General features: G+C 61.0%; 22 protein-coding genes and 3 pseudogenes. 20 read left to right on the forward strand and 5 right to left on the reverse strand.

What is annotated here, in order from left to right:
• Positions 1 to 478 precede the first annotated feature (478 nt).
• Positions 479 to 2,131, forward strand: coding sequence for an MFS transporter (locus tag ACWTU9_RS31110; protein WP_455861654.1), 1,653 nt, complete (start codon positions 479 to 481; stop codon positions 2,129 to 2,131).
• 410 nt (positions 2,132 to 2,541) lie between these two features.
• Here ACWTU9_RS31110 and ACWTU9_RS31115 read toward each other — a convergent pair whose 3' ends face one another.
• Both ACWTU9_RS31115 and ACWTU9_RS31120 read right to left on the reverse strand, forming a co-directional pair.
• Positions 2,542 to 2,844 (reverse strand): DUF982 domain-containing protein, encoded by a 303-nt coding sequence (locus ACWTU9_RS31115; protein ID WP_455861655.1) that lies wholly within the window; start codon positions 2,842 to 2,844, stop codon positions 2,542 to 2,544.
• 284 nt (positions 2,845 to 3,128) lie between these two features.
• Positions 3,129 to 3,374, reverse strand: a complete 246-nt coding sequence (locus tag ACWTU9_RS31120; RefSeq protein ID WP_455861656.1) for a DUF982 domain-containing protein — start codon at positions 3,372 to 3,374, stop codon at positions 3,129 to 3,131.
• Between the two features lie 1,098 nt (positions 3,375 to 4,472).
• Between ACWTU9_RS31120 and ACWTU9_RS31125 the strand changes: the two genes are divergently transcribed.
• From ACWTU9_RS31125 to ACWTU9_RS31200, 16 genes and pseudogenes are all read left to right on the forward strand, one after another.
• The gene (locus ACWTU9_RS31125; RefSeq protein ID WP_455861657.1) at positions 4,473 to 5,432 is read left to right on the forward strand and encodes an NUDIX hydrolase; all 960 of its coding nucleotides are present in this window, start codon (positions 4,473 to 4,475) and stop codon (positions 5,430 to 5,432) included.
• Between the two features lie 67 nt (positions 5,433 to 5,499).
• Positions 5,500 to 6,474 carry a quinolinate synthase NadA gene (nadA, locus tag ACWTU9_RS31130; protein WP_455861658.1) on the forward strand — a complete coding sequence of 325 codons (975 nt, stop codon included), beginning with the start codon at positions 5,500 to 5,502 and terminating at the stop codon, positions 6,472 to 6,474.
• The gene (locus ACWTU9_RS31135; protein WP_455861659.1) at positions 6,471 to 8,015 is read left to right on the forward strand and encodes an L-aspartate oxidase; all 1,545 of its coding nucleotides are present in this window, start codon (positions 6,471 to 6,473) and stop codon (positions 8,013 to 8,015) included. Before nadA ends, ACWTU9_RS31135 begins: the two co-directional genes overlap by 4 nt.
• Entirely contained in the window at positions 8,012 to 8,893 is an 882-nt protein-coding gene (gene nadC, locus ACWTU9_RS31140; protein WP_455861675.1) for a carboxylating nicotinate-nucleotide diphosphorylase, read from the forward strand. Before ACWTU9_RS31135 ends, nadC begins: the two co-directional genes overlap by 4 nt.
• A 10-nt stretch (positions 8,894 to 8,903) precedes the next feature.
• A complete protein-coding gene (locus tag ACWTU9_RS31145; RefSeq protein ID WP_455861660.1) occupies positions 8,904 to 9,275 on the forward strand; it encodes a hypothetical protein in 372 nt (123 codons plus the stop codon).
• A gap of 164 nt (positions 9,276 to 9,439) precedes the next feature.
• The gene (gene panD, locus ACWTU9_RS31150; RefSeq protein ID WP_455861661.1) at positions 9,440 to 9,892 is read left to right on the forward strand and encodes an aspartate 1-decarboxylase; all 453 of its coding nucleotides are present in this window, start codon (positions 9,440 to 9,442) and stop codon (positions 9,890 to 9,892) included.
• A gap of 80 nt (positions 9,893 to 9,972) precedes the next feature.
• A complete protein-coding gene (gene bioB, locus ACWTU9_RS31155; RefSeq protein ID WP_455861662.1) occupies positions 9,973 to 10,971 on the forward strand; it encodes a biotin synthase BioB in 999 nt (332 codons plus the stop codon).
• On the forward strand, positions 10,968 to 12,107 hold the full coding sequence (locus ACWTU9_RS31160) for an 8-amino-7-oxononanoate synthase (protein ID WP_455861663.1): 1,140 nt from the start codon (positions 10,968 to 10,970) through the stop codon (positions 12,105 to 12,107). The genes bioB and ACWTU9_RS31160 overlap by 4 nt, the downstream gene beginning before the upstream one ends.
• On the forward strand, positions 12,104 to 12,742 hold the full coding sequence (gene bioD, locus ACWTU9_RS31165; RefSeq protein ID WP_455861664.1) for a dethiobiotin synthase: 639 nt from the start codon (positions 12,104 to 12,106) through the stop codon (positions 12,740 to 12,742). The genes ACWTU9_RS31160 and bioD overlap by 4 nt, the downstream gene beginning before the upstream one ends.
• Positions 12,739 to 14,004 carry an adenosylmethionine--8-amino-7-oxononanoate transaminase gene (locus ACWTU9_RS31170; protein ID WP_455861665.1) on the forward strand — a complete coding sequence of 422 codons (1,266 nt, stop codon included), beginning with the start codon at positions 12,739 to 12,741 and terminating at the stop codon, positions 14,002 to 14,004. Before bioD ends, ACWTU9_RS31170 begins: the two co-directional genes overlap by 4 nt.
• On the forward strand, positions 14,001 to 14,984 hold the full coding sequence (locus tag ACWTU9_RS31175; RefSeq protein WP_455861666.1) for a beta-ketoacyl-ACP synthase III: 984 nt from the start codon (positions 14,001 to 14,003) through the stop codon (positions 14,982 to 14,984). Before ACWTU9_RS31170 ends, ACWTU9_RS31175 begins: the two co-directional genes overlap by 4 nt.
• 901 nt (positions 14,985 to 15,885) lie before the next feature.
• Positions 15,886 to 16,482: a sugar O-acetyltransferase gene (locus ACWTU9_RS31180; RefSeq protein ID WP_455861667.1), complete on the forward strand. Its 597-nt coding sequence runs from the start codon at positions 15,886 to 15,888 to the stop codon at positions 16,480 to 16,482.
• Between the two features lie 754 nt (positions 16,483 to 17,236).
• Positions 17,237 to 17,511 (forward strand): annotated as a pseudogene (gene fdxB, locus ACWTU9_RS31185) (ferredoxin III, nif-specific).
• Between the two features lie 53 nt (positions 17,512 to 17,564).
• Positions 17,565 to 17,804, forward strand: a complete 240-nt coding sequence (locus ACWTU9_RS31190) for an exopolysaccharide production repressor protein (protein WP_455861676.1) — start codon at positions 17,565 to 17,567, stop codon at positions 17,802 to 17,804.
• A gap of 506 nt (positions 17,805 to 18,310) precedes the next feature.
• A complete protein-coding gene (locus ACWTU9_RS31195; protein ID WP_455861668.1) occupies positions 18,311 to 19,000 on the forward strand; it encodes a response regulator in 690 nt (229 codons plus the stop codon).
• 256 nt (positions 19,001 to 19,256) lie between these two features.
• A pseudogene (locus tag ACWTU9_RS31200) lies at positions 19,257 to 19,978 on the forward strand (RES domain-containing protein); the annotation flags it as partial.
• Positions 19,979 to 20,522: 544 nt separating this feature from the next.
• Here ACWTU9_RS31200 and ACWTU9_RS31205 read toward each other — a convergent pair.
• Positions 20,523 to 20,921, reverse strand: a complete 399-nt coding sequence (locus ACWTU9_RS31205) for a type II toxin-antitoxin system VapC family toxin (RefSeq protein WP_455861669.1) — start codon at positions 20,919 to 20,921, stop codon at positions 20,523 to 20,525.
• On the reverse strand, positions 20,918 to 21,184 hold the full coding sequence (locus tag ACWTU9_RS31210) for an AbrB/MazE/SpoVT family DNA-binding domain-containing protein (protein WP_455861670.1): 267 nt from the start codon (positions 21,182 to 21,184) through the stop codon (positions 20,918 to 20,920). Before ACWTU9_RS31210 ends, ACWTU9_RS31205 begins: the two co-directional genes overlap by 4 nt.
• An 840-nt stretch (positions 21,185 to 22,024) precedes the next feature.
• On the opposite strand from ACWTU9_RS31210, the gene ACWTU9_RS31215 reads away from it, so the two are divergent.
• The 3 genes and pseudogenes from ACWTU9_RS31215 (at position 22,025) to trxA (ending at position 23,311) form a co-directional block, all read left to right on the forward strand.
• Complete coding sequence (locus ACWTU9_RS31215; protein WP_455861671.1) at positions 22,025 to 22,315, forward strand: transposase; 291 nt, start codon at positions 22,025 to 22,027, stop codon at positions 22,313 to 22,315.
• 133 nt (positions 22,316 to 22,448) lie between these two features.
• Positions 22,449 to 22,744: pseudogene (locus ACWTU9_RS31220) on the forward strand (IS3 family transposase); the annotation flags it as partial.
• Positions 22,745 to 22,990: 246 nt separating this feature from the next.
• Complete coding sequence (gene trxA / locus ACWTU9_RS31225; RefSeq protein ID WP_183465445.1) at positions 22,991 to 23,311, forward strand: thioredoxin; 321 nt, start codon at positions 22,991 to 22,993, stop codon at positions 23,309 to 23,311.
• 208 nt (positions 23,312 to 23,519) lie between these two features.
• On the opposite strand, the gene ACWTU9_RS31230 is transcribed toward trxA, so the two are convergent.
• The coding region (locus ACWTU9_RS31230) for a hypothetical protein (RefSeq protein WP_455861672.1) at positions 23,520 to 23,923 on the reverse strand (404 nt) is incomplete at its 5' end.

Below are 23,923 nucleotides of genomic sequence, written 5' to 3' on the forward strand. Positions count from 1 at the left end.
GACAAGCGTCTGGCCGGTCGGCCGCCTTAGTTGCTGGGCCAGATGTCAGCTGCGTCGGGCACGCCAATCCCGCGGTCTGCGGCGATTGGCGGCGGCCAAGGCGACCTACCTCTTTGCCGCCCAAACATAGCGTTTTCGCTGGCCGCGACCGCAGCGCGCCTTGCGGCGAGCGAAGCTCCGATCCTTGCTGCAGGATGGACCGAATCATCTACAACCGGGCCGCAGCCGGGCCAATCGCCTTCATCAAGACCATCCACGCCGGGTGCTGCAAGCCCGGCAGATGGGCGCCCATTTTTGCAGAACTTGATCGGATCATTCCTCCACAAGAAACATTCGTTTCGACCACGAGAGCGGTTCGGGCGAAAACATCTTGCGCCGTGGAGGAGGAAATGCACCTCATCCGGCTCCCGGGCGACGGCAATCGCGTGGCGGAAACGCGCGTCAACAGGACCAGCAAACGGTCAAAGGTTCGGAGAAGATGAGCAAGCCGTCGTGCGCAGATGCGGATGGAGTATCTCCAACAACGTTTGCGCCGCTCAAGAATCTTACGTTTAGATCGATTTGGCTGGCCACGCAGGTTTCCAGCCTTGGCTGGCTGATGCAGACTGTTGCGATCAGTTGGCTCATGGCAACGATCTCGAAGTCCGATCTGAACGTGGCGCTGGTGCAAGCGTCAACGACGCTGCCCGCGTTTTTTCTGTCTGTCTTTGCCGGCGCTATCGCCGACAACTTCAGCCGCCGTAAAGTCATGTTCGCTGGCTGGTGCGTGATAGCGCTGGCATCAGCGTTGCTGGCTTGCCTGGTGGCGCTGGGACTTGTCGACCCTTGGATTGTCCTTGGCTTAAGCTTTTTGGCGGGATGCGGCGTGGCATTCACCGACCCCGCTTGGCATGCCTCGGTTGGCGATGTTCTGCGCAAGAGCGATGTTCCAGCTGCCGTCACGCTAATATCGGTCGGATATAATGCTGTTCGCAGTATCGGCCCGGCGCTTGGCGGCTTCGTCGTCGCCTCTTTTGGACCTCTGACCGCCTTCGCCGTGGCGACGCTGAGCTATCTGGCCTTGCTGTGGACCATACAGCGGTGCACATGGAAGGTCCCCTCCTCACCTCTCCCGCGCGAGTCGATGTCCACGGCCATTCATGACGGGGTGCGCTTTACGGCGATGTCCTCAGAGATCAAGGCGGCAATCGCACGCGGAACTCTTTTTGGGTTGGCCAGCATCGCGATACTGGCGTTGCTCCCTCTGGTTGCTCGCGATCAGTTGAGCGCAGGGCCAATCGCGTATGGCATCCTGATGGCCGGCTTCGGCACCGGCGCCTTCGCCGCGGGTATCTGCAACAACGTCTTGCGACGAACGCTGTCTCAGGAGCGGCTGATCACGCTCGCTTGCATCGCCTGCGCCGCGTGTGCGCTTTCACTTGCTCTGACGCCATCGCTTGCAGTGGCTGCTATCGCGCTCACGCTGGGCGGCGCGGGTTGGGTTGTCACTTGGACTGGACTTGACGTCAGCGTGCAATTGGCGAGCCCGCGGTGGGTCGTAGGTCGCACCCTGTCGATCTATTATGCCTTTTCGGCGGGCGGCATCGCAGCCGGCAGTTGGCTGTGGGGCACGGTTGCTCAGAATTATTACCTGAGTTGGGCACTTGAAAGCTCCGCTGGAGCTCTGTTGCTGGTCGCTGCAACCGGGTTCCTGTTGCCCATCCGCCAATGGAGAGAATCAGACCAGGACCCTCAGGGATTCGACGCGCCTGCGGTTGCGCTCGATTTGAAGCCGCGAAGTGGCCCGATCGTCGTTAAGATCGACTACTTGATACCGGAGAAAAACGTCGAGGCTTTTCTGGAGCAGATGCGTGAGCGGCGACGGGTTCAAAGTCGCGTCGGTGCTCGGCACTGGACCCTGCAGCGCGACCTGCAGGAACCTTGCCGTTGGACAGAGACTTTTCGCACGCCGACCTGGACGGACTATCTACGTCTTAATCATCGACTTACCGCCGCGGATAGGGAACTGGACGGGCGTTTGCTCGAATTGAATGCCAGAGAGCTTGCGCCTCAAACAAAGCTTTCAATCGAGCGACCGACGGGCCCGGCTCGCAAACGGCATCAACCGGCGCCTTTTTTCTCCCGCCCCTAAGCGCTTCATAAGGGTGAGGCGACAAGGGTTCGTAACAAAGCGAAGCGACCGTAAGTTACGCGCAAATGGCGATAGACCAGCGGCGGGCGCGGCGGGTTTTATCCAGCTACATCGCGGAGTCGGCGATTGTTTGGAGGCAAATGATCTCCACTGTCGCGAGCGCGAACTTGCCAAGAACGAAGCATCGATGCCGTGCGGCTGGGTCAAGCACCGGGTTGTCGTGATAGGGTAGGCGGTCCGGATGCCTCTGCAAATTGCCGTGCTGGAGCCTGTGCAAGGCTCGCACTGCGATACCGACGCCCGCAGCGTTGTTGGCGGCGTTTGGTGAAGTGTTGAGCAGGCTGGCGCGCGAGGGGAGCGACCGCAGAGCGAGCACCTCGGCATGGCGCTCGCGAGGGCCGCAGAACTGCTTAAGCCTGCACCTTTCCCCCGGCCGATTTGCAGGCGGCGATCCACTGCATGGCGGAGGCTGGATCTACCAATATGCCTGCCCGCTCCGAAAAGCCGAGAAAGGCATTGCGCGCAGCGCTTAAGGGTTTGCGCGCATCGTGTGCATCATAGCAGACCCGGAGGGCGGTCTCGTGGATCAGGTCTCTGCGATCTCCCGGCCATTCAATGAGAAATTCAATTGCGTCCGCGAGGCTGGCAATCTCTTGCACCATGTATGGGGCACGCGTCACGAAAATGGGGCTGCTGAAACCTTCAGCGTTCATTCTTTCCTCCGAACCTGGCGATTATTTTTTGAAGAGGCCGCAGCCTCGACACTGTGCGACCATCGCAGACTATTCTGTCCGGGAGATGACGGTTCACAGGAAAAAAAGCCGTGTTGTGGTATGAGCAAGTGGCTCTTTGTCAGTTATGATCGGCAGCGGCGTTGACCTGTTGCAGTGCCTCGGTTGTCGCGTCGCCGGTATCGGCTGGTTATCGGCTGGTACTCGGCTTTTCGAGTCGACTTGCAGTGCAAGCAGGCAGCGGTGTGAGTAAGCCCTGATAGCCCTCAGTCGCAACGCAGAATTTGCGCTTCGAGCGCGGCGGCCACGAAAGCGCGCCGAGCGACAGCTGGATGGGCCTCACCTCGCAACACTTGCAGACAGGCGTCCATTGCTATCTTCCGTTTCTCGGTCTTGCGGCTGAAATCCCGCAGCAAGATTGTAGCCACGTCGTTGACATCGAAAACGATTCGCTCGGCGCCACGACGGCCAACCTGAATGACGATTGGCCTCGCAAATCTCGAGCCGGTCATCTCACCCCTCCCAAACTAGCCATTCGGCAAATAAGGCCTGGTTCTCGCAACCGGCACCGTTGGCGCCCCAGAGACTAGCCGCATCAGCAGACTAGCCGCATCAGATGTGCTGTTCTCAACCATGCTCGCCTGTGCCCTCGGGAGTCGGTCCACTCGTGCAGAAAGCAGGGCACAGCCAAGATCTCACTTTGCCGCGTCTATATCCATGCACCAGCGCCCTGTCGGTTGCAACGCCGCGAGGTGCTGCACGCGGCGGCTTGGCCCACATCTATTCGTGGCCAGATTTAAATCTGCTGTGTCTGCCACTTGCGCCGCGTCTGCGGCTGACAGGCGTTAATTGCCTGGGATCCCACTTCCTGTGCTGCAGCTGCGCGTATGCAATTTCGCTGGAGACAACGGTGCCTGCTCACAGGTCATGGCTGCCCGGTAACAGGGCAATTTCGCTGACCAGCTTTTCAACCCAGCCGTGACGCACCAACGTCTGGGATTTTGGCGTATAACACGGACGCCGTTAAGCCAGGATCTGCATCCAAGCGGGCCGCGGCCCGCCCCCTTCATAGGCCGCATTTGTTTGGATGCCGGTCGTGCAGATGATTGCGAACTGGCCTCGCGGTCACGGGGGTCGATCAACGCGATTGCCGGGAGCTGAGGATCTGGCGGAAAGCCGTTTGAGCTAAGCCACGCCACAGACGGGTTCAGCGAGAGGCATGGATGGCCAGCAGACGAGCGGCCGCGACAAGTGCATCGTGGAAGGCAGTACTCATCAGTCGTTCACGCAGCAGATTTGCCGGGTTGCGGAACGGCTGTACTGCCAAAGCTTAAAATACCTCAGTCTTCGAATTCGTCGTTTGGATTAGTCGTTTGTTCGGGCAGCCCTGCGGCGAAGCCGCTCGCGAGCGCGCCTCAGCAGCGCAGGAGCGAGCGAGCGGGGAGAGCGGCTGAGGCGCCGGAATGTCGTTTGCGGAAAACCAAGCTGATCGGGGGGCCTCCGGTGGCGCATGGCTGCGCTGTTGACGCGCCGACAGGCTTGGTACAGGCTCTATTAAATCGATTATAGAACGCTTCGTTTTCGCAGCGGCTCCAACAAAAATAGGGAACATGGACGACCACGCAAAAGGAATCAGGAAAGGCACAGAGGTGGGCAAGGCCAACGACATCAAAGCGGACCTGATCGCCGTTGTTGTCGCGGTGAACGATCATGAGCCTCGCGTTCTCACAATCGGCCAGGCTAATGCGCTGCCCTCCGGTCCGTTCGAACTCGGCCATCGTTCCCTTCAGTCGGGCCTCAGGTCGTGGGTGGAAGAACAGACCGGGCAGCCGCTGGGCTATATAGAGCAGCTCTACACCTTCGCCGATCGCGACCGGGTCGGCACCGGGCAGCGTGTGATCTCGATCAGCTATCTCGCACTTACTCGAGAAGAAGAGGCAACGCAGTCGGACAGGCGCCGTTGGGAGAGATGGTACGACTATTTCCCCTGGGAGGACCACCGCTCCGGTACTCCATCGATCCTGGCGAAGGTTTTGCGACCGCGCCTGCTCAAGTGGGCGGATAGCGCAGGTGACAATGAGACACGCCGAGAGCGCCGGCAGCGGTCCGCGGTTGCCTTCGGCTTCGACGATCGGACATGGAATGAGGAACTGACACTCCAGCGTTATGAGCTGCTCTACGAAGCAGCCATGGTGGGAGAGGCGACCGGCGGGCAATCTTCAGCTGCTCGGTCGGTTGCAGGTGAATTGATGATCGCCGATCATCGCCGGATCCTGGCTACGGGAATTGCGCGACTGCGCTCCAAAATCAAGTACCGGCCCGTGGTTTTCGAACTGATGCCGCCGGTCTTCAGCCTTCTACAATTGCAGCGAACCGTGGAAGCCCTGGCGGGCAGGCTTCTTCACAAGCCGAACTTCCGTCGGCTCATCGAGCAGCAGGAGTTGGTCGAGCAAACCGGCGAGACCACCGCCGATACGGGCGGTCGACCGGCTAAGCTTTATCGCTTTCGCCATGCGGTTCTCGACGAGAGGGCTGTCGCCGGGACAAAATTGCCAACAACGCGGGCTTGACAATCCCCTTATACTCACCGCAAGAATATGCATCTTATATTCAGGTCGAGTATAATCGGAGGTGTCGATGACCACCGCGTTGCCATCGAGCGCATCCTTGTACGACCGCGTCCAACGCGTGATTCCGCTGATCGAGTGGTCGGCGTTTTCCGACGACATCGACGCCATTCTGGCGCTCAAGCGCGAGCGCAACGCCGTGATCCTCGCTCACAACTATCAGACGCCCGAGATCTTCCACTGCGTAGCCGACATTGTCGGCGACAGTCTGGCGCTCGCTCGGGAGGCAATGACGGTCGACGCCGATGTCATCGTGCTCGCTGGCGTGCATTTCATGGCCGAGACGACGAAGCTTCTTAATCCGGCCAAGACCGTGCTCATCCCGGATATCAGCGCCGGCTGCTCGTTGGCCGACTCGATCACGCCCGCAGATGTGCGGCTGCTGCGGGAGCGTTACCCCGGTGTTCCAGTCGTCACCTATGTCAATACCGGCGCCTCTGTGAAAGCCGAAGCAGACATCTGTTGCACTTCGGGCAATGCGCGGGCTGTGGTCGAGTCGCTCGGCGTGCCGCGCGTGATCATGCTCCCCGACGAATATCTGGCGAGGAACGTCGCCGCTCAAACGGACGTCGAGATCATCGCCTGGAAGGGCCACTGCGAGGTGCATGAGCGCTTCACGCCGGCAGACATCCGCGAACTGCGGGAGGCGCATCCGGGCGTCACCGTGCTTGCTCATCCCGAATGTCCGCCGGAGGTTGTCGCCGAAGCCGACTTCGCCGGCTCGACTGCGGCGATGTCGGACTATGTCGCGCGGCATAAGCCGGCGCGCGTGGTGCTGATGACGGAATGCTCGATGAGCGACAACGTCGCGGTCGAGCATCCGGACGTCGATTTCGTGCGCCCATGCAATCTGTGCCCGCACATGAAGCGCATCACGCTCGCCAATATCCGGACTGCGCTCGAGGAGAACCGTCACGTCGTCACCATCGATCCGCGTGTCGCCGAGCGGGCCCGCTGGGCCGTCGAGCGCATGCTCTTCGTATGACGGCGGACATCCATGACATTCGCGGAGCGCCGGTCATTGTCGGCGCCGGCCTGGCGGGCCTGATGACGGCACTTCATCTGGCGCCGCAACCGGTCATCCTTCTCTCCAGGACGCCACTTGGAACGGATGCCTCAAGCACGCTCGCCCAGGGCGGGCTCGCGGCAAGTCTCGGCGAGGACGACAGTCCCGAGCTACACCTCGCCGATACGCTTGCCGCCGGCGATGGGCTTTGCGACGAAGCGATCGCCAGGCGTGTCGTTGAGGCCGTACCTCAAGCCATTGACCACCTCATTCGTCTGGGCGCTCCCTTCGACCGCGCCCTGGACGGGAAACTGCGGCTCGGCCTAGAGGCGGCGCATTCACGCCGCCGCATCGTGCACGCCGCCGGCGACGCCACCGGCCGCGAGTTGTTCCGGGCGCTACTCGCCGTGGCGCGGCGAACACGTTCGATCACGATCATGGAAGGCATGACAGCCCATAGGCTGGTTGTCGCGGAGGGCAGCATTGTCGGTGTGCTGACTGTGCTGCACACAGGCGTGTTTGCATTGCCCACGCGGCGTGTGGTGCTTGCGACCGGCGGTATCGGCGGCCTCTTCAGCGACACCACGAACCCACTCTCTTCCTTCGGGCACGGCCTGGCACTTGCCGCCTGCGCCGGCGCGGAACTTGCCGACCTGGAATTCGTACAGTTCCACCCGACAGCACTCGACACGCCGCGCCGGCCAATGCCGCTTATAAGCGAAGCAGTACGTGGCGAGGGCGCGGTACTGGTGGACGAATACGGTCACCGTTTTCTTGCCGCTACACCTGGCGCTGAACTCGCATCGCGCGACGTGGTCGCGCGGGCGATCGCCAATCAGCTCGCCGCCGGGCATCGTGTCTATCTCGACGCCCGGCAATGCCTCGGCCCCAAATTCGCAAAACGTTTCCCGGCGATCGATGCGGCTTGCAAGCAAGCCGGCATCGATCCGGCCGTGGAGCCGATCCCGGTGCGTCCCGCGGCCCACTATCACATGGGCGGCGTGGCCGTTGACGCGGAAGGGCGCAGTTCCGTCTCCGGCCTATGGGCCTGCGGCGAGGTTGCATGCACCGGACTGCACGGCGCCAACCGGCTCGCCAGCAACTCGCTGGCCGAAGCGGTGGCAACAGCCGCCTGGGTCGCGGCAAGCGTCGCCGGCACCTGCGCGGGCTGGCAATGGGCCAGGCTCCCCGCAATCCTTCCACTGCGACCCGACCCTTCATCGATACGCCAAGTCGTCTCCAATGCGCTCGGCATCTTTCGCAATGGCAAAGTGCTTCGCGAGGCGATCTCTACCCTTCTGCCGATCGCGGTTGGCGAAACGACGGCGGCCGACCCGGCACTGGTGGCGCTATTGATCGCGATCGCGGCATTCCGGCGCGAGGAGAGCCGCGGCTCGCACTGCCGATCCGATTTCCCTGGGCGCGATGCTGCCGCCCTCCCCTCGCGACTGACGCTGTGCACAGCCTTTGAGAATGCCGTCGCGCTCAACTGGCAAGCATGCGAACGGAGCTGTATATGACTTCCCTTGCACCGCTTCCGCAGATCATCATGGAACCCATTGTCCGCAATGCCCTTCTGGAAGATATGGGCAGAGCCGGCGACTTAACGAGCGATGCGATCATCCCGGCCGATTGCAAGGCGACGCTCGCGTTGAATGCCCGGCAGGCCGGTGTTGTTGCTGGGCTCGATCTGGTGATGTTTGCCTTCCTGCTGGTCGATCCCGGGATCAGCATGCAGTTGCGCTGTCCCGAGGGCGGCAAAGTGTCAGTCGGCGAAACCATCGCCATCGTTAACGGGCCGGCGCGCAGTCTGTTAACGGCCGAGAGAACGGCGCTCAATTTTCTGTGCAAGCTGAGCGGCATCGCAACGGCCACGGCCGCGCTCGTCCACGCGGTGCGCGGCCATAACGCAAAGATCGTGTGCACGCGAAAGACAACACCGGGCCTGCGTGCGCTGGAGAAATATGCCGTGCGCGCTGGCGGCGGCGCCAATCACCGCTTCGCGCTCGACGACGCCGTGCTCATCAAGGACAACCACATCGCCATTGCCGGCGACATCCGCACCGCGATCGAGCGCGCGCGCAGCGCCGTTGGCCACATGGTCAAGATCGAGGTCGAGGTCGACACGCTGGACCAGTTGGAGATGGCACTACAAGTCGGAGTGGACGCCGTGCTGCTCGACAACATGTCGGTCGAGGAGCTTGCCCGCGCGGTGGCAATGGTGGGTGGCCGGGCCATCACCGAGGCCTCCGGTCGAGTGACGCCGAAAACGGCTTCGGCAATTGCCGCGACCGGCGTCGATCTTATCTCGGCCGGCTGGCTCACCCACAGCGCTCCCATCCTCGACATCGGCCTCGACATGCCGGCGGACCGGAATTGCAGCAGACATTTGAACTGAGGGAAAGGACATGAACCGGAATCCCAGGAACGCCTTTGGTCGCAGGCAAAGCTGCGCCAGTTCGTCTTCAGTTGCATCTTCACCGATTGCCGACGAAAGCCCGTGCGCTGAAGGGCTATACGGTTCAAGCGGTGAGGCGATCCGACAAACAAAAGACCGCGTCGAAACACTTGGCTTCAAGCGGTTCATGCTGAGGATATCGGTTGAGCGGACGATGGCGCAGACGGAGCTTTCGTTAGAAACACGGGAAACTGCCCTCTCCTTTCTGGCACCGGTCTCCGGATCCTCAACGAGAGGTGGCGGATCAGCAGTCCGCGACAACACTGGCCAGCCAGTCGATGATTCACGAGGACACGATGCAACGAAGCTGAACCCAATTTGACCGCGGGGGCCTTCTTCGATGAGATACCAAGGTGATCCCTGCCCAAGAACCTGGTCTTCCGCGCCCAAACGGTGCACCGCGAAAAAGCAACCCACGGGCAGGCGCCGACACGAATAGGGACCGCGAGGCGGGTAGGTTTAGAAAGTTGTCTGGAGAACAAAGGAATGCGTAAGATCATCGCCGGCAAGCTCCACGGCATCTACGTCACCGAAGCCAACCTTAACTACCATGGCTCAATCACGCTCGACCCCGACCATTGCGAGGAAGCAGGCATCGTGCCGATGGAGTTCGTCGATATTTGGAACAAGAATTCGGGTGCACGGATCTCCACCTATGTGATCCTTGGCCAGCGCGGATCGCGCTGCTGTGTCCTCAACGGGGCCGCGGCGCGCACCTGCCAGCCTGGCGATCAAGTCATCATCTGCAACTCGGTCTACATCCACGAGGCGGAGTTGATCGCGCTCAAGCCGCGCGTGCTGACCTTCGACGAGGACAATCGCATCGTTGATCGACTGGGCTACTCGGTCGGGCGCAATGGTGATGGAGGCTACAGCTTTCGCATCCTCGACGAGGCTTGCAATCCCCTGCCCGTACCAGCGCTGGTGGGAAGATCATGAGGGACCAGGCCGACCGAGGCCCAAGACGTCCCCGCTGAACGGGACTCACAGCCAACGCTTTTTGACAAAATGGAGGTGGAATGAACAGCGAATTGTACCCGAACGCTGCGGCGAGCTCATTCGACGGAATGTCCGCCCAGTGGACGCGCGAGGCGGCCGAGGCTATCCACGACCAGCCGTTCAATGACCTGCTGTTCCTGGCGCAGACGATCCATCGCCAGAATTTCGAGCGAAACCAGGTACAGCTGTCGCGCCTGCTTAGCATCAAGACCGGCGGCTGCCCGGAAGATTGCAACTATTGCAGCCAATCCGCGCACCATGAATCGGGCCTCGGGGCCTCGAAGCTAATGGAGGTTCAAGGCGTCATCGCCGAGGCCAGGAAGGCCCGGGACGCAGGCGCCACACGCTACTGCATGGGAGCCGCCTGGCGCAGCCCAAAAGCTCGCGACATGGACGCCTTGGTCGCCATGATCGAGGGCGTGAAGGGTCTCGGCATGGAGACCTGCATGACGCTCGGCATGCTGGACCTCGACCAGGCGCACCAGCTCAAACAGGCCGGCCTCGATTACTATAACCACAACATCGACACCTCGGAACGCTACTATAGCGAGGTGATCAAGACGCGGGCCTTTGCGGACCGGTTGGATACGCTCGCCAATGTCCGGGAGGCCGGCATCCATGTCTGCTGCGGCGGCATTGTCGGGATGGGCGAAGAGAAGGCCGACCGCATCGACATGCTGGTTACACTCGCCAACCTGCCATCGCCGCCCGAGAGCGTGCCGATCAACATGCTGATCCCGATCGCCGGCACGCCGTTGGCAGCGGCCGATCCGATCGAGCCGATCGAATTCGTGCGGATCATCGCACTCGCCCGCATCCTCATGCCAAAATCCGATGTGCGCCTATCTGCCGGCCGCACGGCGATGAGCGACGAGATGCAGGCCCTGTGCTTCTTCGCCGGCGCCAACTCCATCTTCGTTGGCGACACCTTGCTGACCGCCGAGAATCCGGGAGAAGACAAGGACTGTGCCCTCTTGCACCGGCTCGGCATCAAGCCGGTGGCGCGCGAAGCCCTGTGAACGGGCGAACCTTGCTCGACCGCTACGAGGCCAGCCTGCGCGGGCTCGCCCGCAAGAACCGGTTGCGCACCCTGAGCGCCCGCTCAGGGCTCGACTTCGCCTCCAACGACTATCTCGGCCTGGCGCGCTCGAAGCGCATTGCGCGGGCGCTTACGGAAGCGCTTGCTGCCGGCACGCCTGTCGGTGCGACCGGCTCGCGGCTGTTGCGCGGCAACACGCCTGAGCACGAGGCCCTGGAGGCCAAGGCAGCTGATTTTTTCGGCGCCGAGCGCGCGCTGTTTTTCGGCGGCGGCTATCTCGCCAATTTCGCGGTGCTGACGACCTTGCCCCAGAAGGGCGATCTGATCGTGCTGGACGAACTCGTCCATGTCAGCGCGCACGAGGGGGCGCAAGCCGGTCGTGCCGAGGTGAAGATTGCCGGGCATAACGATCCGAATGCGGCGGAAGACGCAATACAGTCCTGGCGCGCGGCCGGCGGCGCGGGCCGCGCCTGGATCGTGGTCGAGAGCCTCTATAGCATGGATGGCGACCGGGCTCCGCTCCGCCAACTGATCGAGATCGCCGACCGTCACGACGCATTCCTCTACATCGATGAGGCGCACGCCACTGGCGTCTATGGTCCGGCCGGGCGCGGTCTCGCCCACGATCTCGAGGGCCGCGATAATGTCCTGGTGCTTCACACCTGCGGCAAGGCGCTGGGAGCGTCGGGCGCCCTCGTCACCGCGCCTGCGGTGCTGTGCGACTATCTCATCAACCGCTGCCGGCCGTTCATTTATGCCACCGCCTCCTCGCCGCTGATGGCACTAGCGGCTGCAACCGCACTCGACATCCTCGCCGACGAACCCGAGCGGCGCGAGCGCCTGGCCAAGTTGGTGGCTCTTGCCGGCCAGAAAATTCAGATGCTGGGTTTGCCCGCAAGCGGCTCGCCGATCCTGCCCGTCATTATCGGCGACAACGCGCGTGCGATGGCGTTGGCCCAGGCGCTGCAGATGCGCGGGTTCGACGTGCGCGGCATCCGCCCGCCAACCGTGCCCGAAGGCACGGCACGGCTGCGGATGTCAATGACACTGAACGTGAGCGAGCACGATGTTTCGGCGCTGTTTGATGCACTTGCCGAAGAACGGGAGCACATATGAGCAGGACCTTTGTCATCACCGGTACCGATACCGGGATCGGCAAAACAGTCGTTTCCGCGGGCCTCGCCGGAGTGCTTGGCGCCGCCTATTGGAAGCCCGTTCAGTCAGGGCTGGACGGAGGGACCGACAGCGAGGCCGCCGCCCGCCTGGCAGCGCTGCCACCTGAGCGGATCGTGCCGGAAGCCTACCGTCTGTCGAAGCCGCTGTCGCCGCACCGCGCCGCGGAGCTAGAGGGAGTGACGATTGAACCCGACCGGCTCACCCTCCCCGAGCTCGAGTGCCCGCTGATCGTCGAGGGCGCCGGCGGCCTGCTGGTACCGCTCACACGCAAGACCCTGTTCATCGACGTTTTCGCCCGGTGGCAAGCTTCGGTCGTGCTATGCGCGCGCACCGCGCTCGGCACGATCAACCATACGCTTCTCTCGATCGAGGCGCTGCGCCGCCGCGACATATCCTTGCTTGGTGTTGCCTTCGTCGGCGAAGCAAGGCCCGACACCGAGTGCACGATCGCCGGCATAGGCCAGGTGCGCGTGCTTGGCCGCCTGCCCCTGCTCGACCCATTGACACCCGACACCCTCCGCCTCGCCATCACCACCCATTTCGACATGGCGGCTTTCAATGAGATCGCGGCATGAACCGCTCGGCTGTCTGGCACCCCTTCACTCAGCACGCGGTCGAACCGGCCATGCCGCTGATCGCGCGGACCGGCGGCGCTTATCTGGAAACAGCGGACGGATGGCGCATTTTCGATGCAATCTCCTCCTGGTGGGTCGTTACCCACGGCCACCGCCATCCAAAGATCATGGCGGCGATCCAGGACGCGACCGAGACTCTCGACCAGGTGATTTTTGCCGGTCTCAGCCACGAACCGGCCGAGCAATTGGCCTCGGCACTCGTCCACATCACGCCCGCGGGGCTCGACTGGGTCTTCTATTCGGACAGCGGCTCGACAAGTGTCGAGGTGGCACTGAAAATGGCGCTCGGCTTTTACCGTAACAACGGCACCCCGCGTTCGCGCGTCGTCGTCATGGAACACAGCTATCACGGCGATACGATCGGCACGATGAGCGTCGGTGCGCGCGGTGTCTTCAATGCGGCATACGAGCCCCTGCTGTTTGCGGTCGACACCATCCCCTTCCCAGCCGCGGGCCAGGAGCAGAAAACGCTCGATGCCTTCGAACAGCTGACGTGCGACCGCGGCGTTGCCGCGCTCATCGTCGAGCCGCTGGTGCTCGGCGCGGGCGGCATGCTCATGTATCCCGCCTGGGTTCTAACCGAACTCAAGCGCATCGCCGAGCGTTGTGAAACGCTTTTCATCGCCGACGAAGTCATGACTGGTTGGGGGCGGACCGGAACCCTGTTCGCTTGCGAGGCGGCCGGGATCGCGCCCGACATATTGTGCACCTCGAAGGGGCTGACCGGCGGCTCGTTGCCGCTTGCAGCGACGCTTGCCAGCGATGCGATCTTCCGTGCGCATTTCTCCAGGGATCGGGCCAAGACATTCTTCCATTCTAGTTCTTTCACGGCGAATCCGATTGCTTGCGCTGCAGCACTCGCGAATGTCGGCATCTGGAAGGATGAGCCCGCAGCGGAGCGCATGGCTGCCCTATCGCGGATGCAGACGGAGAAAATTAGACGGTTCACGGAGGATCGGCGGTTTGAGGATGTGCGCACCACCGGCACCATTGCCGCCCTCGACCTGCGCGTAGGCGCTTCGGGCTATCTGGCCGAGGTCGGCCCAAGGCTTCGCGCCTTCTTCCTCGAACGCGGATTGCTCGTCCGACCGCTCGGCAATGTCATCTACGTGCTGCCGCCTTATTGCGTGACATCGGACGAACTCGACCAGCTCTATAATGCAATCGACGAGGCCGCCGAGCTTGCGAGCGACAGCGTATGAACCGCACGGCGCGCATCATGGGCCTTGGTCATCATGTGCCGGCGCGCAAGGTGGGCAATGCCGAGATCGAGGCGAGCCTGGGACTGGAGACAGGCTGGATCGAGGGGCGCACCGGAATTCGATCGCGCTTCTGGGCAGAACGGGAGGACACTCTCTCTGGACTGGCGGCCAAAGCTGGCGACATGGCGCTGGAGGCAGCCAGTGTTGATCGCAAGGACATTGGCCTGCTTCTGCTCGCCACCTCGACACCTGATCATCTGCTGCCGCCGAGTGCGCCGCTGGTGGCGTACAGGCTCGGCCTCGAAAATGCCGGGGCAGTGGACCTTGCCGGTGCGTGCGCGGGATTCGTCTATGCCATGACCTTCGCTGATGGCTTTGTCCGCCTGCACAACAAGCCAGCCATCGTTATTGCAGCCAACATATTGAGCCGCAGGATCAACCCGGCCGAGCGGGCAAGCGCCGTGCTTTTCGCCGACGCAGCTGGTGCGGTGGTGCTTGCCCCTTGTGAGAATCCCGATCTTGGCATCCTGGGTTCCTCGTTAGCCTCGGACGGCTCCGCTTATGGCCTGATCCAAATTCCGGCGGGAGGCAGCAACTGCCCATTTTCTGAGGAGATCGATGTCGTCGAAACCCGTATGACCATAGGCAACGGCCGCGAGGTCTTCGTCAAGGCCGTCGAGATGATGAGCCGCTGCTCCAGTCAGGCGCTGGTGGGAGCCGGCCTCTCGGCGTCAGATGTGGACCGCTTTGTGCCCCACCAGGCAAACGCCCGTATCTTCGACGCGGTCGGCAGGTTCCTCGGCATCGAGGATGGGCGCATCGTCAAAACCATCGGCGACTATGGCAACTCTTCAGCCGCGACGATCCCGCTGTCGCTATCAATCGCGCACAGCAGCAATCCGATTAAGCCGGGCCAGAAATTACTGCTGGCGGCGGCCGGTGCCGGCCTTTCCGGTGGGGCATTGGTGGTTGGCGTTTAGCCGAGGCCGCGCTTTGATGGGCGGCTGACGATCATAGATCTTCCTGGCGGTGCCGCGCCCTGATAGGCACGCCTTGGCTGATCGACGGACCGATAAACGGTGAGCCGTCCCTGCGCCATGTCCACCAGGTTGCTGGTTCCGACCTTCAGTGACATCCTGAGCACCAGCGTGTGTGGACGCTCCGGTTCGCGTGAGGGAAATCTTTCGAAGAGCCTGGAGCTTGGTTGAGTACGATATGTGTGCGGCCATTGGTGGCTGTCGCATGCTGCGAGGTCGTATTGGTCACGAGCAGGTCCAACTCAATCTCGCGCCGCGCCAAGCTGGCTTTCCTCATTGCCGGTCGAACCCTCCTCCCGGGAAATCACGGCGAACTGGGTCTTGGCTTCGGACCGCTCGCCCGGGAAGGTTTCCAATCCGCGGCGGGTAAATCAACCAGACGAGCAGCTTCATCGCCGCGTTGTTGGCGGGGTGCTCTTAGCCATCCATTCCGTTGATCGCCGCCATTGAAGCAATCGATTTTACAACTGGGGAAATTCTGCGCTAGCAAAGCAGTTTCAAGGACTAGGACCGTGCCCATATGGATGAGTGTCGATAGCCCGACTCGCGAAAGATGGCCTTATCAAAACAGCAAGAGAGTCGAAGCCTGTACATGCGCGCTCGACTGCGCTGGGGGCTGGGCTGCGAAAGTGAACTGGACTGTCCTAGTATTTCGAACTCACCGGAACGGCGGTGGCGATGCGTGGCGGCGCGACGGCAATTCCATTGTGCGAGAGCTCCATTCGCAAGAGCTCCGGATGTCGCTTTCCCAAGCTTCCATCGCGAATGCACTTGCAGTCGGAAACTAGCGCTTTGCCGATTCAGAACCAGACAGGCGATGCCTCTTACATTGAGAGCGATTTAAATGAACCTGCGCACCGAAACCGAAAAAATGCTGTCAGGAGAGCCTTACGACGTTCTCGACCCCGCTCTCGTCGCAGAGAGATACAGGGTGAGAGCTTTGTGCCGGAAGATAAACTCCACCAGTGATTGGGACGGCGATCTTCGTCGGCATCTTTGCAAGCAAATTTTCGGTAAAGGCGGCGACACTGTTTCGATACAACCTCCATTTTTCTGCGATTACGGCTCCAACATAGAGTTAGGCGTGCAAGTCTTTTTCAATTTTAACTGCATAGTTCTCGATGCCTGTCGAGTTCGAATAGGTGACTACGTGCTTTTTGGTCCGGGCGTCCAAATCCTGACGCCGATGCATCCACTTGATGCTGCCCTTCGCCGGAAACAGCTGTACGGGAAGCCGGTTGAGATTGGATCAGACGTATGGGTGGGGGGCGGGGCAATCATCCAGCCTGGAGTCACGATCGGATCAGGCACTGTGATCGGTGCAGGCAGCGTCGTAACACGTGACATTCCAGCCGGAGTGTTTGCAGCCGGCAACCCTTGTCGCGTGGTCCGAGAAATCTCTCTGGATGAGCGCGAAACCGACTCGACCGCTAGGGACTAAATCCGGTTACAGTCGTAACTCGTCACTTCCAGGCGGGCATGCGGCAGCGGCACTGCGGAAGGTGAATTAATGATGTGGCGAGCTTTGTACCGTCGGCCGGAATTTGAATGCCGCGACCTCTGACAGTCGAGCTGCTGAGGGTTCAGATGAATGCTACCCAACCATCCACGGCGTGGATGTTTTTCATTCAAACAATCAATTTTGCGGTTGGTTCAGTGTTTCCTACAAGACCGTGACTTGAAGGGGCGGCATTGAAGGCTGGGCTACCGGTTACCTCTCACCACGATTTTCTTTGCGACACAACATGCACAAATGACATCGGCGGACAAAATTCCTCTCCCCGGGCAGCGGTCACGATCCTGTGAGGGGTCAGAACTCATAGGATCCAGATGGGGCTTTCTGAGAGGCTGATCGTAGAGCGTTTCCACAGAAACGGACCTATTCGCCTCACAGCTCCTGCGTTCCCCCTAGCGTAATTCCTTTGAGATTCGTCAGCTTCTCGAAAGCTAGCCCTCTTAGAGCATGTGTCCAAGACGGGGCGCTGGCCTATTGAAAGCCGTGGATCTGAACGCAGCCGATGCGACTGAGATCGCAGACGTGGCTATTTTTCGGCGTCCCTGATGATGACTTGCACGGCCTTGCCGAGGACCTCCCGGTCGGCTGGCGCAGAGTTAAGGACTGTCACCGGGAAAACGTTCGACGTTTTTGCCGAGTTGGCACGCTGCAAAGAGAGAACCTCGCTGCGTGGAGATGGATGCCAGATTATCTGACCACTATCAATGGCGCGATCTGCATCGGCCGCGGCCGCTGCTCAGAGCCTGCTCGCGCGGAGCCATGCCGCTTTATGGCGTCGATGACCCGGGTGAAATCCTCGGCGTTTGCGACGACGAGGACGACTTCGAAGGCGAGCTCAATCGCATGATCATGGTCGTCGATCATGCCGGCCGCTGCATCGGCTGCGGAGCCCGGGCTCGCATCTGTCCGAACAACTGCCAGACCCTCCTTGCGGCCGAATACCCCGCAGCATGACTGACGGACAAGCCAGGAGAACGTCAGTGCCCCTCAGAATGTTTTGCCACGTCATGGCGTTAGTCCTACCCGCCAACGCTCTCATTGTTTACCTCGCCTCGCATTCCATCCGAGCGGTAATCGTCAAGACGCTAACCTGTGCGCTGGTTTTCCAGGCAGGCTATGTCGCAAGCGTGCTCTTTCTGATCTGGCGGTCTGGCCGTCCGGGGAGCGCTGCACAAAACGCCAATCATTTCGATGGCTGCCAACAAGTTCGGCGCCAGTCGCCAACCTGTTGTGAGGACGAGGAATGAACCTTCGGTCTTCGCAGTCGGCGTGCGATTTGCCTCGTTTCGACGGCCAAGGAGATGATGGCGGGTTCCCTTTGGAACACGACCTTTTGGAGACTTGTGGATAGCAGTTTCAGCTCAGCCACGCACCGCCGGAGAGAACATGCTACGAGAGCTCCAACGTCCCCAGCTCGCCTTTCGCTTCGTCCTCATCGCCGGTCGAGGGGCCTTATGCCGAGTTAAAGGGGCGCTCCAGCCGCCTGTGTTCGCAGCCGCGAACCGCAAAGTGCGTGCTCGCGGCCTGTGGCCACAATCTGCAGCGGGTATCATCAATCCTCTATCCGTAAGCGAAGCCGGCATGAGGCCGCGCATGCCCGATATCCACCAAAAGGGTGGCCGCAGGCTCTGCAACGCCGGCCAATGCCTCGCAAGGACAGGCCGACATCGCGTCCCTCCAGTTCAAAAAATGCTCCACACCTCAACAGCGCCCAACAACGCTTCCCGTGCCAAGCCTCTTGATAGGAGGCGAAATGCGAACGCTACTCGTTGATCATCATGCAAAGCTTACCCCGGTAATGCAAGGAGCGCTCTTGGACCGCGGTTTCACCGTTGATGTGGTGGCTACTCTCGAGGAGGCCTCACTTGCAGTTGGTTGCGCGCGCTATGAAATTATTCTGCTCGAGTTAGCCTTGCCGGATGGAGATGGGTTAGACTGGCTGAGGCAGTTGAGGCGCGAGGGGCATACGATTCCTGCCATCATAATGAGCAGCCTCGATGAACTCGATAAGCGAATCGCGATTTTCAACGGGGGCGCGGACGATTTCTTGCCTAAGCCTGTCTCGACTGATGAGCTCATCGCCCGAATACGAGCCGTTCTGCGGCGATCAGCGCACGTGGCCGACCCAATCGTTACATTTGGCAATCTCACATTCGATCCGATCGGCCGCCAGGTCTCCGTCGGTGGTCAGCCGCTAAAGATCCCGCGACGCGAACTGTGCATTCTTGAGCATCTGCTCAAACGCGCCGGTCGCACTTTGCCGCGCGAGCTCCTGGTGGGCAGTCTCTATGCCTTCGACGACGAAGTCACGAGCAACGCACTTGAAGTCGGAATCCATCGCTTACGCGCGCTTTTGGGCCAGTCCGGTGCGACGCTACTTATCAGGACGGTACGGGGCATCGGTTATGCTCTTGAACTGAATGAGGGGGCGCCGAAACCGTAGTTGGTAAGCTCGCGTCTGATATGCCGAGATCAGCATCAAGATCAAACAGGAGGCGCTGGACGCCTGTCAGCTGCGCCGGGAAACCGGTCTGGCAAAACGAGCCAAAACCTCTCGAATGGCTCGCCACGCGGAAGCGCCGCGCACGATCGCGAAGACGAGGTGGCCGGCGTAGTCCATGGTTGAAAGGAAGTTGCGGACGCGACGCCTGCTTGTCGCGGGCACAACGGTCCCCGACCTCGGCACACTGGTGAAGACAATGACCTGGCCACGTGGCCGGGTCATTCACCGAATCCACCTCAGCCTCTGCGGAGGGGGTGCTTTCAATCCGGGCGTCAAGGGCAACGCACGATTCAGCCCAATTCAGAACGCGGCCGGCGCAGGCATCCCGACGCTTTATGGCGGCACGACCTTCGACTGCGCTGCGATGGAGACGGTATTCCACGACGTGCCATTCGCACCGGGGTTGAAGACCTTCGACCAAGCGAAGCTCGCTGAGCAAGTCTATTCGACGGTGACGTGCCAGCGCGACCTGGTGCTGGTCGACCTCAGCTCGACTGCGCTGAGGACGCTTGGTGTCCGCCGCGGCGAGCTCGAGCGTATGATTTCGAGCAGTTCTTGTTCTGACCCCATGATCGACCGAGAGGGGATACGGCAGCGGTGGGAGGCGGACGGCTCGAAGCGGGACGAGCAGGGCCGGCGGGTGTTCGCCGCGAGTGAGGCGCGCGCGGCGGGCTGGGGTGGGCTTGCCGTTGTCTCGGTGATCACGAGGCTGGCTCGCTCGACGATCGGGCGCGGCCTGAAGGACCTCGACGCGCCGTCGCTGCCGCGCGGCCGGGTGCGCCGGCAACCGAGCGTGATGCGACGCTGCTGGACGATCTCAAACGCCTCGTCGAGCCGGCGACGCGAGGCGATCCGGGGCGTCCACTGTTGTGGGTGTCCAAGAGCCTCGACCGGCTCGCCTCGGCGCTCGGCGATATATGGGCCACGCGATCACGAAGGTCCCTGTGGGAGCCAAAATCCCGAACGAATTGCAAACCGTCTCTCGGCCGAGGCTCAGATCGAGATGCCAGATCAATCGCTTCGGAAACCATGTTGCCGGCGGCCTGCTGGCCGTTTTCGACTTCAACCGCCGGGCCTCCCGACCGCCGGGTAGATGATAATGATCCCCTGGAGAATGATCCCTTTGTCGAGCGTCACAGTCTGCGCCGCCCTAACGCACTTAACCGTTTGCCATTGTCACGCGTTGGGCCGCCGAATGCCACAGCTTTGCGAGCCGTGGCGATAGGTGAGCGATCAGCTCCGTTGCCTTCTCTTTGCGCGGTTGAGGTGCCATCCTCTGCAATGCGCTTCGAAAATACGACAAAAGGCCCACAATAACCCGGTTTAGGCGTAGGGCTTTTCAGCGATCCTCGAAAAAGGGAAATGGCAGTCCTTCCAGCCGTGAAGGCGCGACGCCGGTGGCAAATCATCGTCATTGTACATGGATCGCAGCGCGACCAAGCACGCTGCCTCGGGAAAGAGTCTAGGAAAGAAGCTGGGCCGCTTGTCCTTGTGCCGAAAGCAATTTGACCGCCTTCCGGTCAAAAGAGACGAATGTCTCCCCACCGAGCCAACCGCCGTCGAAGGCGATCACACCGTCGGCGAAATCGCCGCCAGCCTCCAGCAGCGCCAGCCCTGCCTCGACTGCTGGCCGGTTCATGACGACATTCGCGGTGTTCAGCAGCGCGCTGATCGCGGAGACAATGTCCCCGTGCGCAGTCTGATATTGGCGGGCGAGGACCCATGCAAACTCGCACAGAGCCTGCAGGCTCACAGCCACTATGTCAGCCTTGGCGAGCAAGTCCACGGCAACCGCTGCCTGCTCTTCATCATCAGCCACATATGCACGCAATAGCACGTTTGTATCCGCGGTGACCTTCATTCCTTGCCAGCCCCGGCCGAGGCGCCAGCCTCTGCTATCGCCTCATTAATCTCCTCGATGCTGAGCACGCGGCCATTCGTCTTGCCTTTGAGAAACCCATGCAGGTCCCGGAACGATCCCTTCGCCCGCGCCGCCTTCAGTTCCGCCCGTCCGTCCGGCAGCAGATCGAGTTCGATCTTCTCGCCCGGCCTGATACCCAAATGCTGCAGCACGTCTTTGCGGAACGTCACCTGTCCACGTGCGGTTACGGTCAAAGTCGTCATGTCACTCAACCCCGGTTTGGCCACTCAGGAGATAATGCATATCTGCATTACTATCAAGGGCAGACCGAGCTGAGCCGCATAATCTCAAAGACGCGAAGGCCATCGGGGCCTTAGCGGAGTTGGCCCCACGACATCGTTATGAAACTTCTCGCGGGCTGCATCCCTGCTCGTGAGTGACGCCAGCTCTCGCTATTCCAGGGTTAATCCGATGGCGACCGGATCCGGCACTGTCGCTTAGAATATCTCAACATCGCCCTTTCGACGATTGGGCTGATCTGAACCGTTGGCATCAATCAGCTCGGCAGCCTTCTCTCTAGCCTCGGCGACTGCCAGCGATGCTGCTGACCTTCGACACGCCCGGCGTCTGGATCGTTCAGGGTCTCGATATTTCGCATGCAGGAGGAGACGGCCCGCACCCTCGGGCTCGATCTTTTTGGTGCCTTGATAACCCTGCTGACATTGTTACGGCTCACATTCGTGAACACCGTCATTCCCGTCGGCATTCATAACGGCTTGTGTCGTTGCGAAGTCCATTGAGGGCCAAGCCGTTATGAAGGTAGCCTCGTCGAGGTACTGTCAACTTGACGCCTGATCGGCACAGCTGCCGCACGTGCAGCCTACAAGCACGGCACCGGCGACATCGCGCCAGGTGGCGAAGGCGCGATCGCGGGCAGCCCGATACTCACTGGCAGAGAGGCGATGACGGCGGAGCTGGAAGTGGCTGTGGATCGGAGAATGAGTGGCGAGAAATTGCTGGGCCTGCCGGGCTGAAATGGACCCGATTTTGGGACCGCGTGCTTAGTTGGACGGGGCTGCTCCGTTTGATAGACGGAGCGCATGATGACGACGAAGACGAGACGCAAGATCGACGCGGCACTGAAGGCAAAGATCGCGCTAGAAGCGGTGCGGGAACAGGCGACGGTGGCCGATCTGGCCCAGCGCTATGAGGTTCACCCGAACCAGATCTATGCCTGGAAGAAGCAACTGCTGGACCAGGCGGCTCGGGCCTTTGACGCGGGTATCGGGCGGGAGAGCGAGGACGCTCGCGAACGCGAGATCGAGAAGCTGCACGCCAAGATTGGGCAACTGACAGTCGAGCGCGATTTTTTAGCGCGGAGGTCCGGAAGATGAGCACGCCGGACCGTCTAGGATGCTCGATCGCGCCGACATGGCGCTGTCGATACGCCGGCAATGCATGTTGCTTGGCATCGCGCGCTCTGGGGTCTGCCGGCCATCACGGCCGGCCAACGACAACAACCTTGCCCTGATGCGGCGGATCGACGAGTTGTTCACCGCCTGGCCGTTCCTGGGCTCGCGGCGAATGACCGCGATGCTGAAGGCTGAGGGGCTTCAGGTCAATCGCAAGCGCGTGCAGCGGTTGATGCGCAAGATGGGCATCGCGGCGCTGGGACCAAGGCCGAACACGACGAGGCCGGAGCGGGGCCACAAGATCTATCCCTATCTGTTGCGCAACTTGACGATCGACCGGCCAACCAGGTTTGGGCGGCCGACATCACGTATCTGCCCATCGGCCGCGGCTTTCTTTATCTCGTCGCCATGCGGGCTGCGAAGGCTGTGGACATGGTGGACAACGCTGATGCGTTGACCACATGCCCACAGCAGCTGCAGCAGACAGAGTCTGTGGCAGCGTGATAGAAGAGAATCAGGAGCAGTCAGTTTCCAACTAACAAACCGGTTCAAGCGGTCCCGCTCCGCGGGTCCATTTCAGCGTCGGGTTGACAATTGAAAATTCTGCACCGCACCGTCACATGTGATTCAACATCTTCTTCGGTCAAAGGAGCAGCCATGGCTACCGTGAAAGTCGATATCAATAACTTCCAGTCGGAAGTTCTGGAATCCGCAGCACCCGTCGTCGTCGATTTCTGGGCCGAATGGTGCGATCCCTGCAAGATGATTGCTCCGAGCCTCGAGGAAATCTCCGTCGAGATGGAAGGCAAGATCAAGGTCGCCAAGCTCAACATCGATGAAAACCCGGAACTCGCCGCCCAATTGGGCGTGCGCTCCATTCCGACGCTCGCGATCTTCAAGGGCGGCGAAGTGGCCGATTTCTCGGTCGGCGCCAAACCGAAGACAGCTCTTTTGAACTGGATTTCGAACGCTGCCTGATCGATATCGCTCAATCTGTACCGCAATGAAAAAACCGTAGATTCGCCCCGTAAAGCGGTAGGGTTCATAGTGATTTATGGGCGTTTTGTACAGGACTCAGCCATTTGAGCTTCAGCCTGATGAGGTCGTTGGTTTGTAATAGCAGATATAGTCCTCCCCCTTTCGGACTTGTGATGCTGTCGGAGCGATCGAGTGGCGAAGAAGCTTTTCATTGCGGCGTTGTCGAGGCAGTTGCCGTTGCGTGAATGCTGCGGCTTTCAAGCATGCCGTTGCAGGCTCGCGTGACCGCACTCAAACCAATGATGCCCTGTTGTTGACAGGCTTTAGGCGATGCGTTTTGCTGGATCGGAGAGGGAATATGGGCAGCACCGGAGAGTTGGTCGGACAAGCAGGGCGTCCTTATCGCGAAGGAGGCCCGCACCGCATCTCCGACGCAATGTCGGACCAGCAGAAGACGCGCGAAGCGACGCTTGCCATCGCTGGCGCGGTGGTTGCCCGCGACGGCAATCTCGACGGATTTTTCGGATCCAGAGTTGGCCGATTTGGTGAACGGCTTCAGCAGATGGCCGGACCAGCAGAAGACGCGTGAAGCGACGGTTGCCATCGCCGGCG

This window comes from Mesorhizobium sp. 128a (assembly GCF_053848025.1).

Coding starts and splice junctions, on each gene's coding strand:
- ACWTU9_RS31110 (WP_455861654.1), top strand. CDS start 479: ATGAGCAAGCCGTCGTGCGCAGATGCGGATGGAGTATCTCCAACAACG.
- ACWTU9_RS31115 (WP_455861655.1), bottom strand. CDS start 2,844: ATGAACGCTGAAGGTTTCAGCAGCCCCATTTTCGTGACGCGTGCCCCA.
- ACWTU9_RS31120 (WP_455861656.1), bottom strand. CDS start 3,374: ATGACCGGCTCGAGATTTGCGAGGCCAATCGTCATTCAGGTTGGCCGT.
- ACWTU9_RS31125 (WP_455861657.1), top strand. CDS start 4,473: ATGGACGACCACGCAAAAGGAATCAGGAAAGGCACAGAGGTGGGCAAG.
- nadA (WP_455861658.1), top strand. CDS start 5,500: ATGACCACCGCGTTGCCATCGAGCGCATCCTTGTACGACCGCGTCCAA.
- ACWTU9_RS31135 (WP_455861659.1), top strand. CDS start 6,471: ATGACGGCGGACATCCATGACATTCGCGGAGCGCCGGTCATTGTCGGC.
- nadC (WP_455861675.1), top strand. CDS start 8,012: ATGACTTCCCTTGCACCGCTTCCGCAGATCATCATGGAACCCATTGTC.
- ACWTU9_RS31145 (WP_455861660.1), top strand. CDS start 8,904: ATGAACCGGAATCCCAGGAACGCCTTTGGTCGCAGGCAAAGCTGCGCC.
- panD (WP_455861661.1), top strand. CDS start 9,440: ATGCGTAAGATCATCGCCGGCAAGCTCCACGGCATCTACGTCACCGAA.
- bioB (WP_455861662.1), top strand. CDS start 9,973: ATGAACAGCGAATTGTACCCGAACGCTGCGGCGAGCTCATTCGACGGA.
- bioD (WP_455861664.1), top strand. CDS start 12,104: ATGAGCAGGACCTTTGTCATCACCGGTACCGATACCGGGATCGGCAAA.
- ACWTU9_RS31170 (WP_455861665.1), top strand. CDS start 12,739: ATGAACCGCTCGGCTGTCTGGCACCCCTTCACTCAGCACGCGGTCGAA.
- ACWTU9_RS31175 (WP_455861666.1), top strand. CDS start 14,001: ATGAACCGCACGGCGCGCATCATGGGCCTTGGTCATCATGTGCCGGCG.
- ACWTU9_RS31180 (WP_455861667.1), top strand. CDS start 15,886: ATGAACCTGCGCACCGAAACCGAAAAAATGCTGTCAGGAGAGCCTTAC.
- ACWTU9_RS31190 (WP_455861676.1), top strand. CDS start 17,565: ATGGCGTTAGTCCTACCCGCCAACGCTCTCATTGTTTACCTCGCCTCG.
- ACWTU9_RS31195 (WP_455861668.1), top strand. CDS start 18,311: ATGCGAACGCTACTCGTTGATCATCATGCAAAGCTTACCCCGGTAATG.
- ACWTU9_RS31205 (WP_455861669.1), bottom strand. CDS start 20,921: ATGAAGGTCACCGCGGATACAAACGTGCTATTGCGTGCATATGTGGCT.
- ACWTU9_RS31210 (WP_455861670.1), bottom strand. CDS start 21,184: ATGACGACTTTGACCGTAACCGCACGTGGACAGGTGACGTTCCGCAAA.
- ACWTU9_RS31215 (WP_455861671.1), top strand. CDS start 22,025: ATGACGACGAAGACGAGACGCAAGATCGACGCGGCACTGAAGGCAAAG.
- trxA (WP_183465445.1), top strand. CDS start 22,991: ATGGCTACCGTGAAAGTCGATATCAATAACTTCCAGTCGGAAGTTCTG.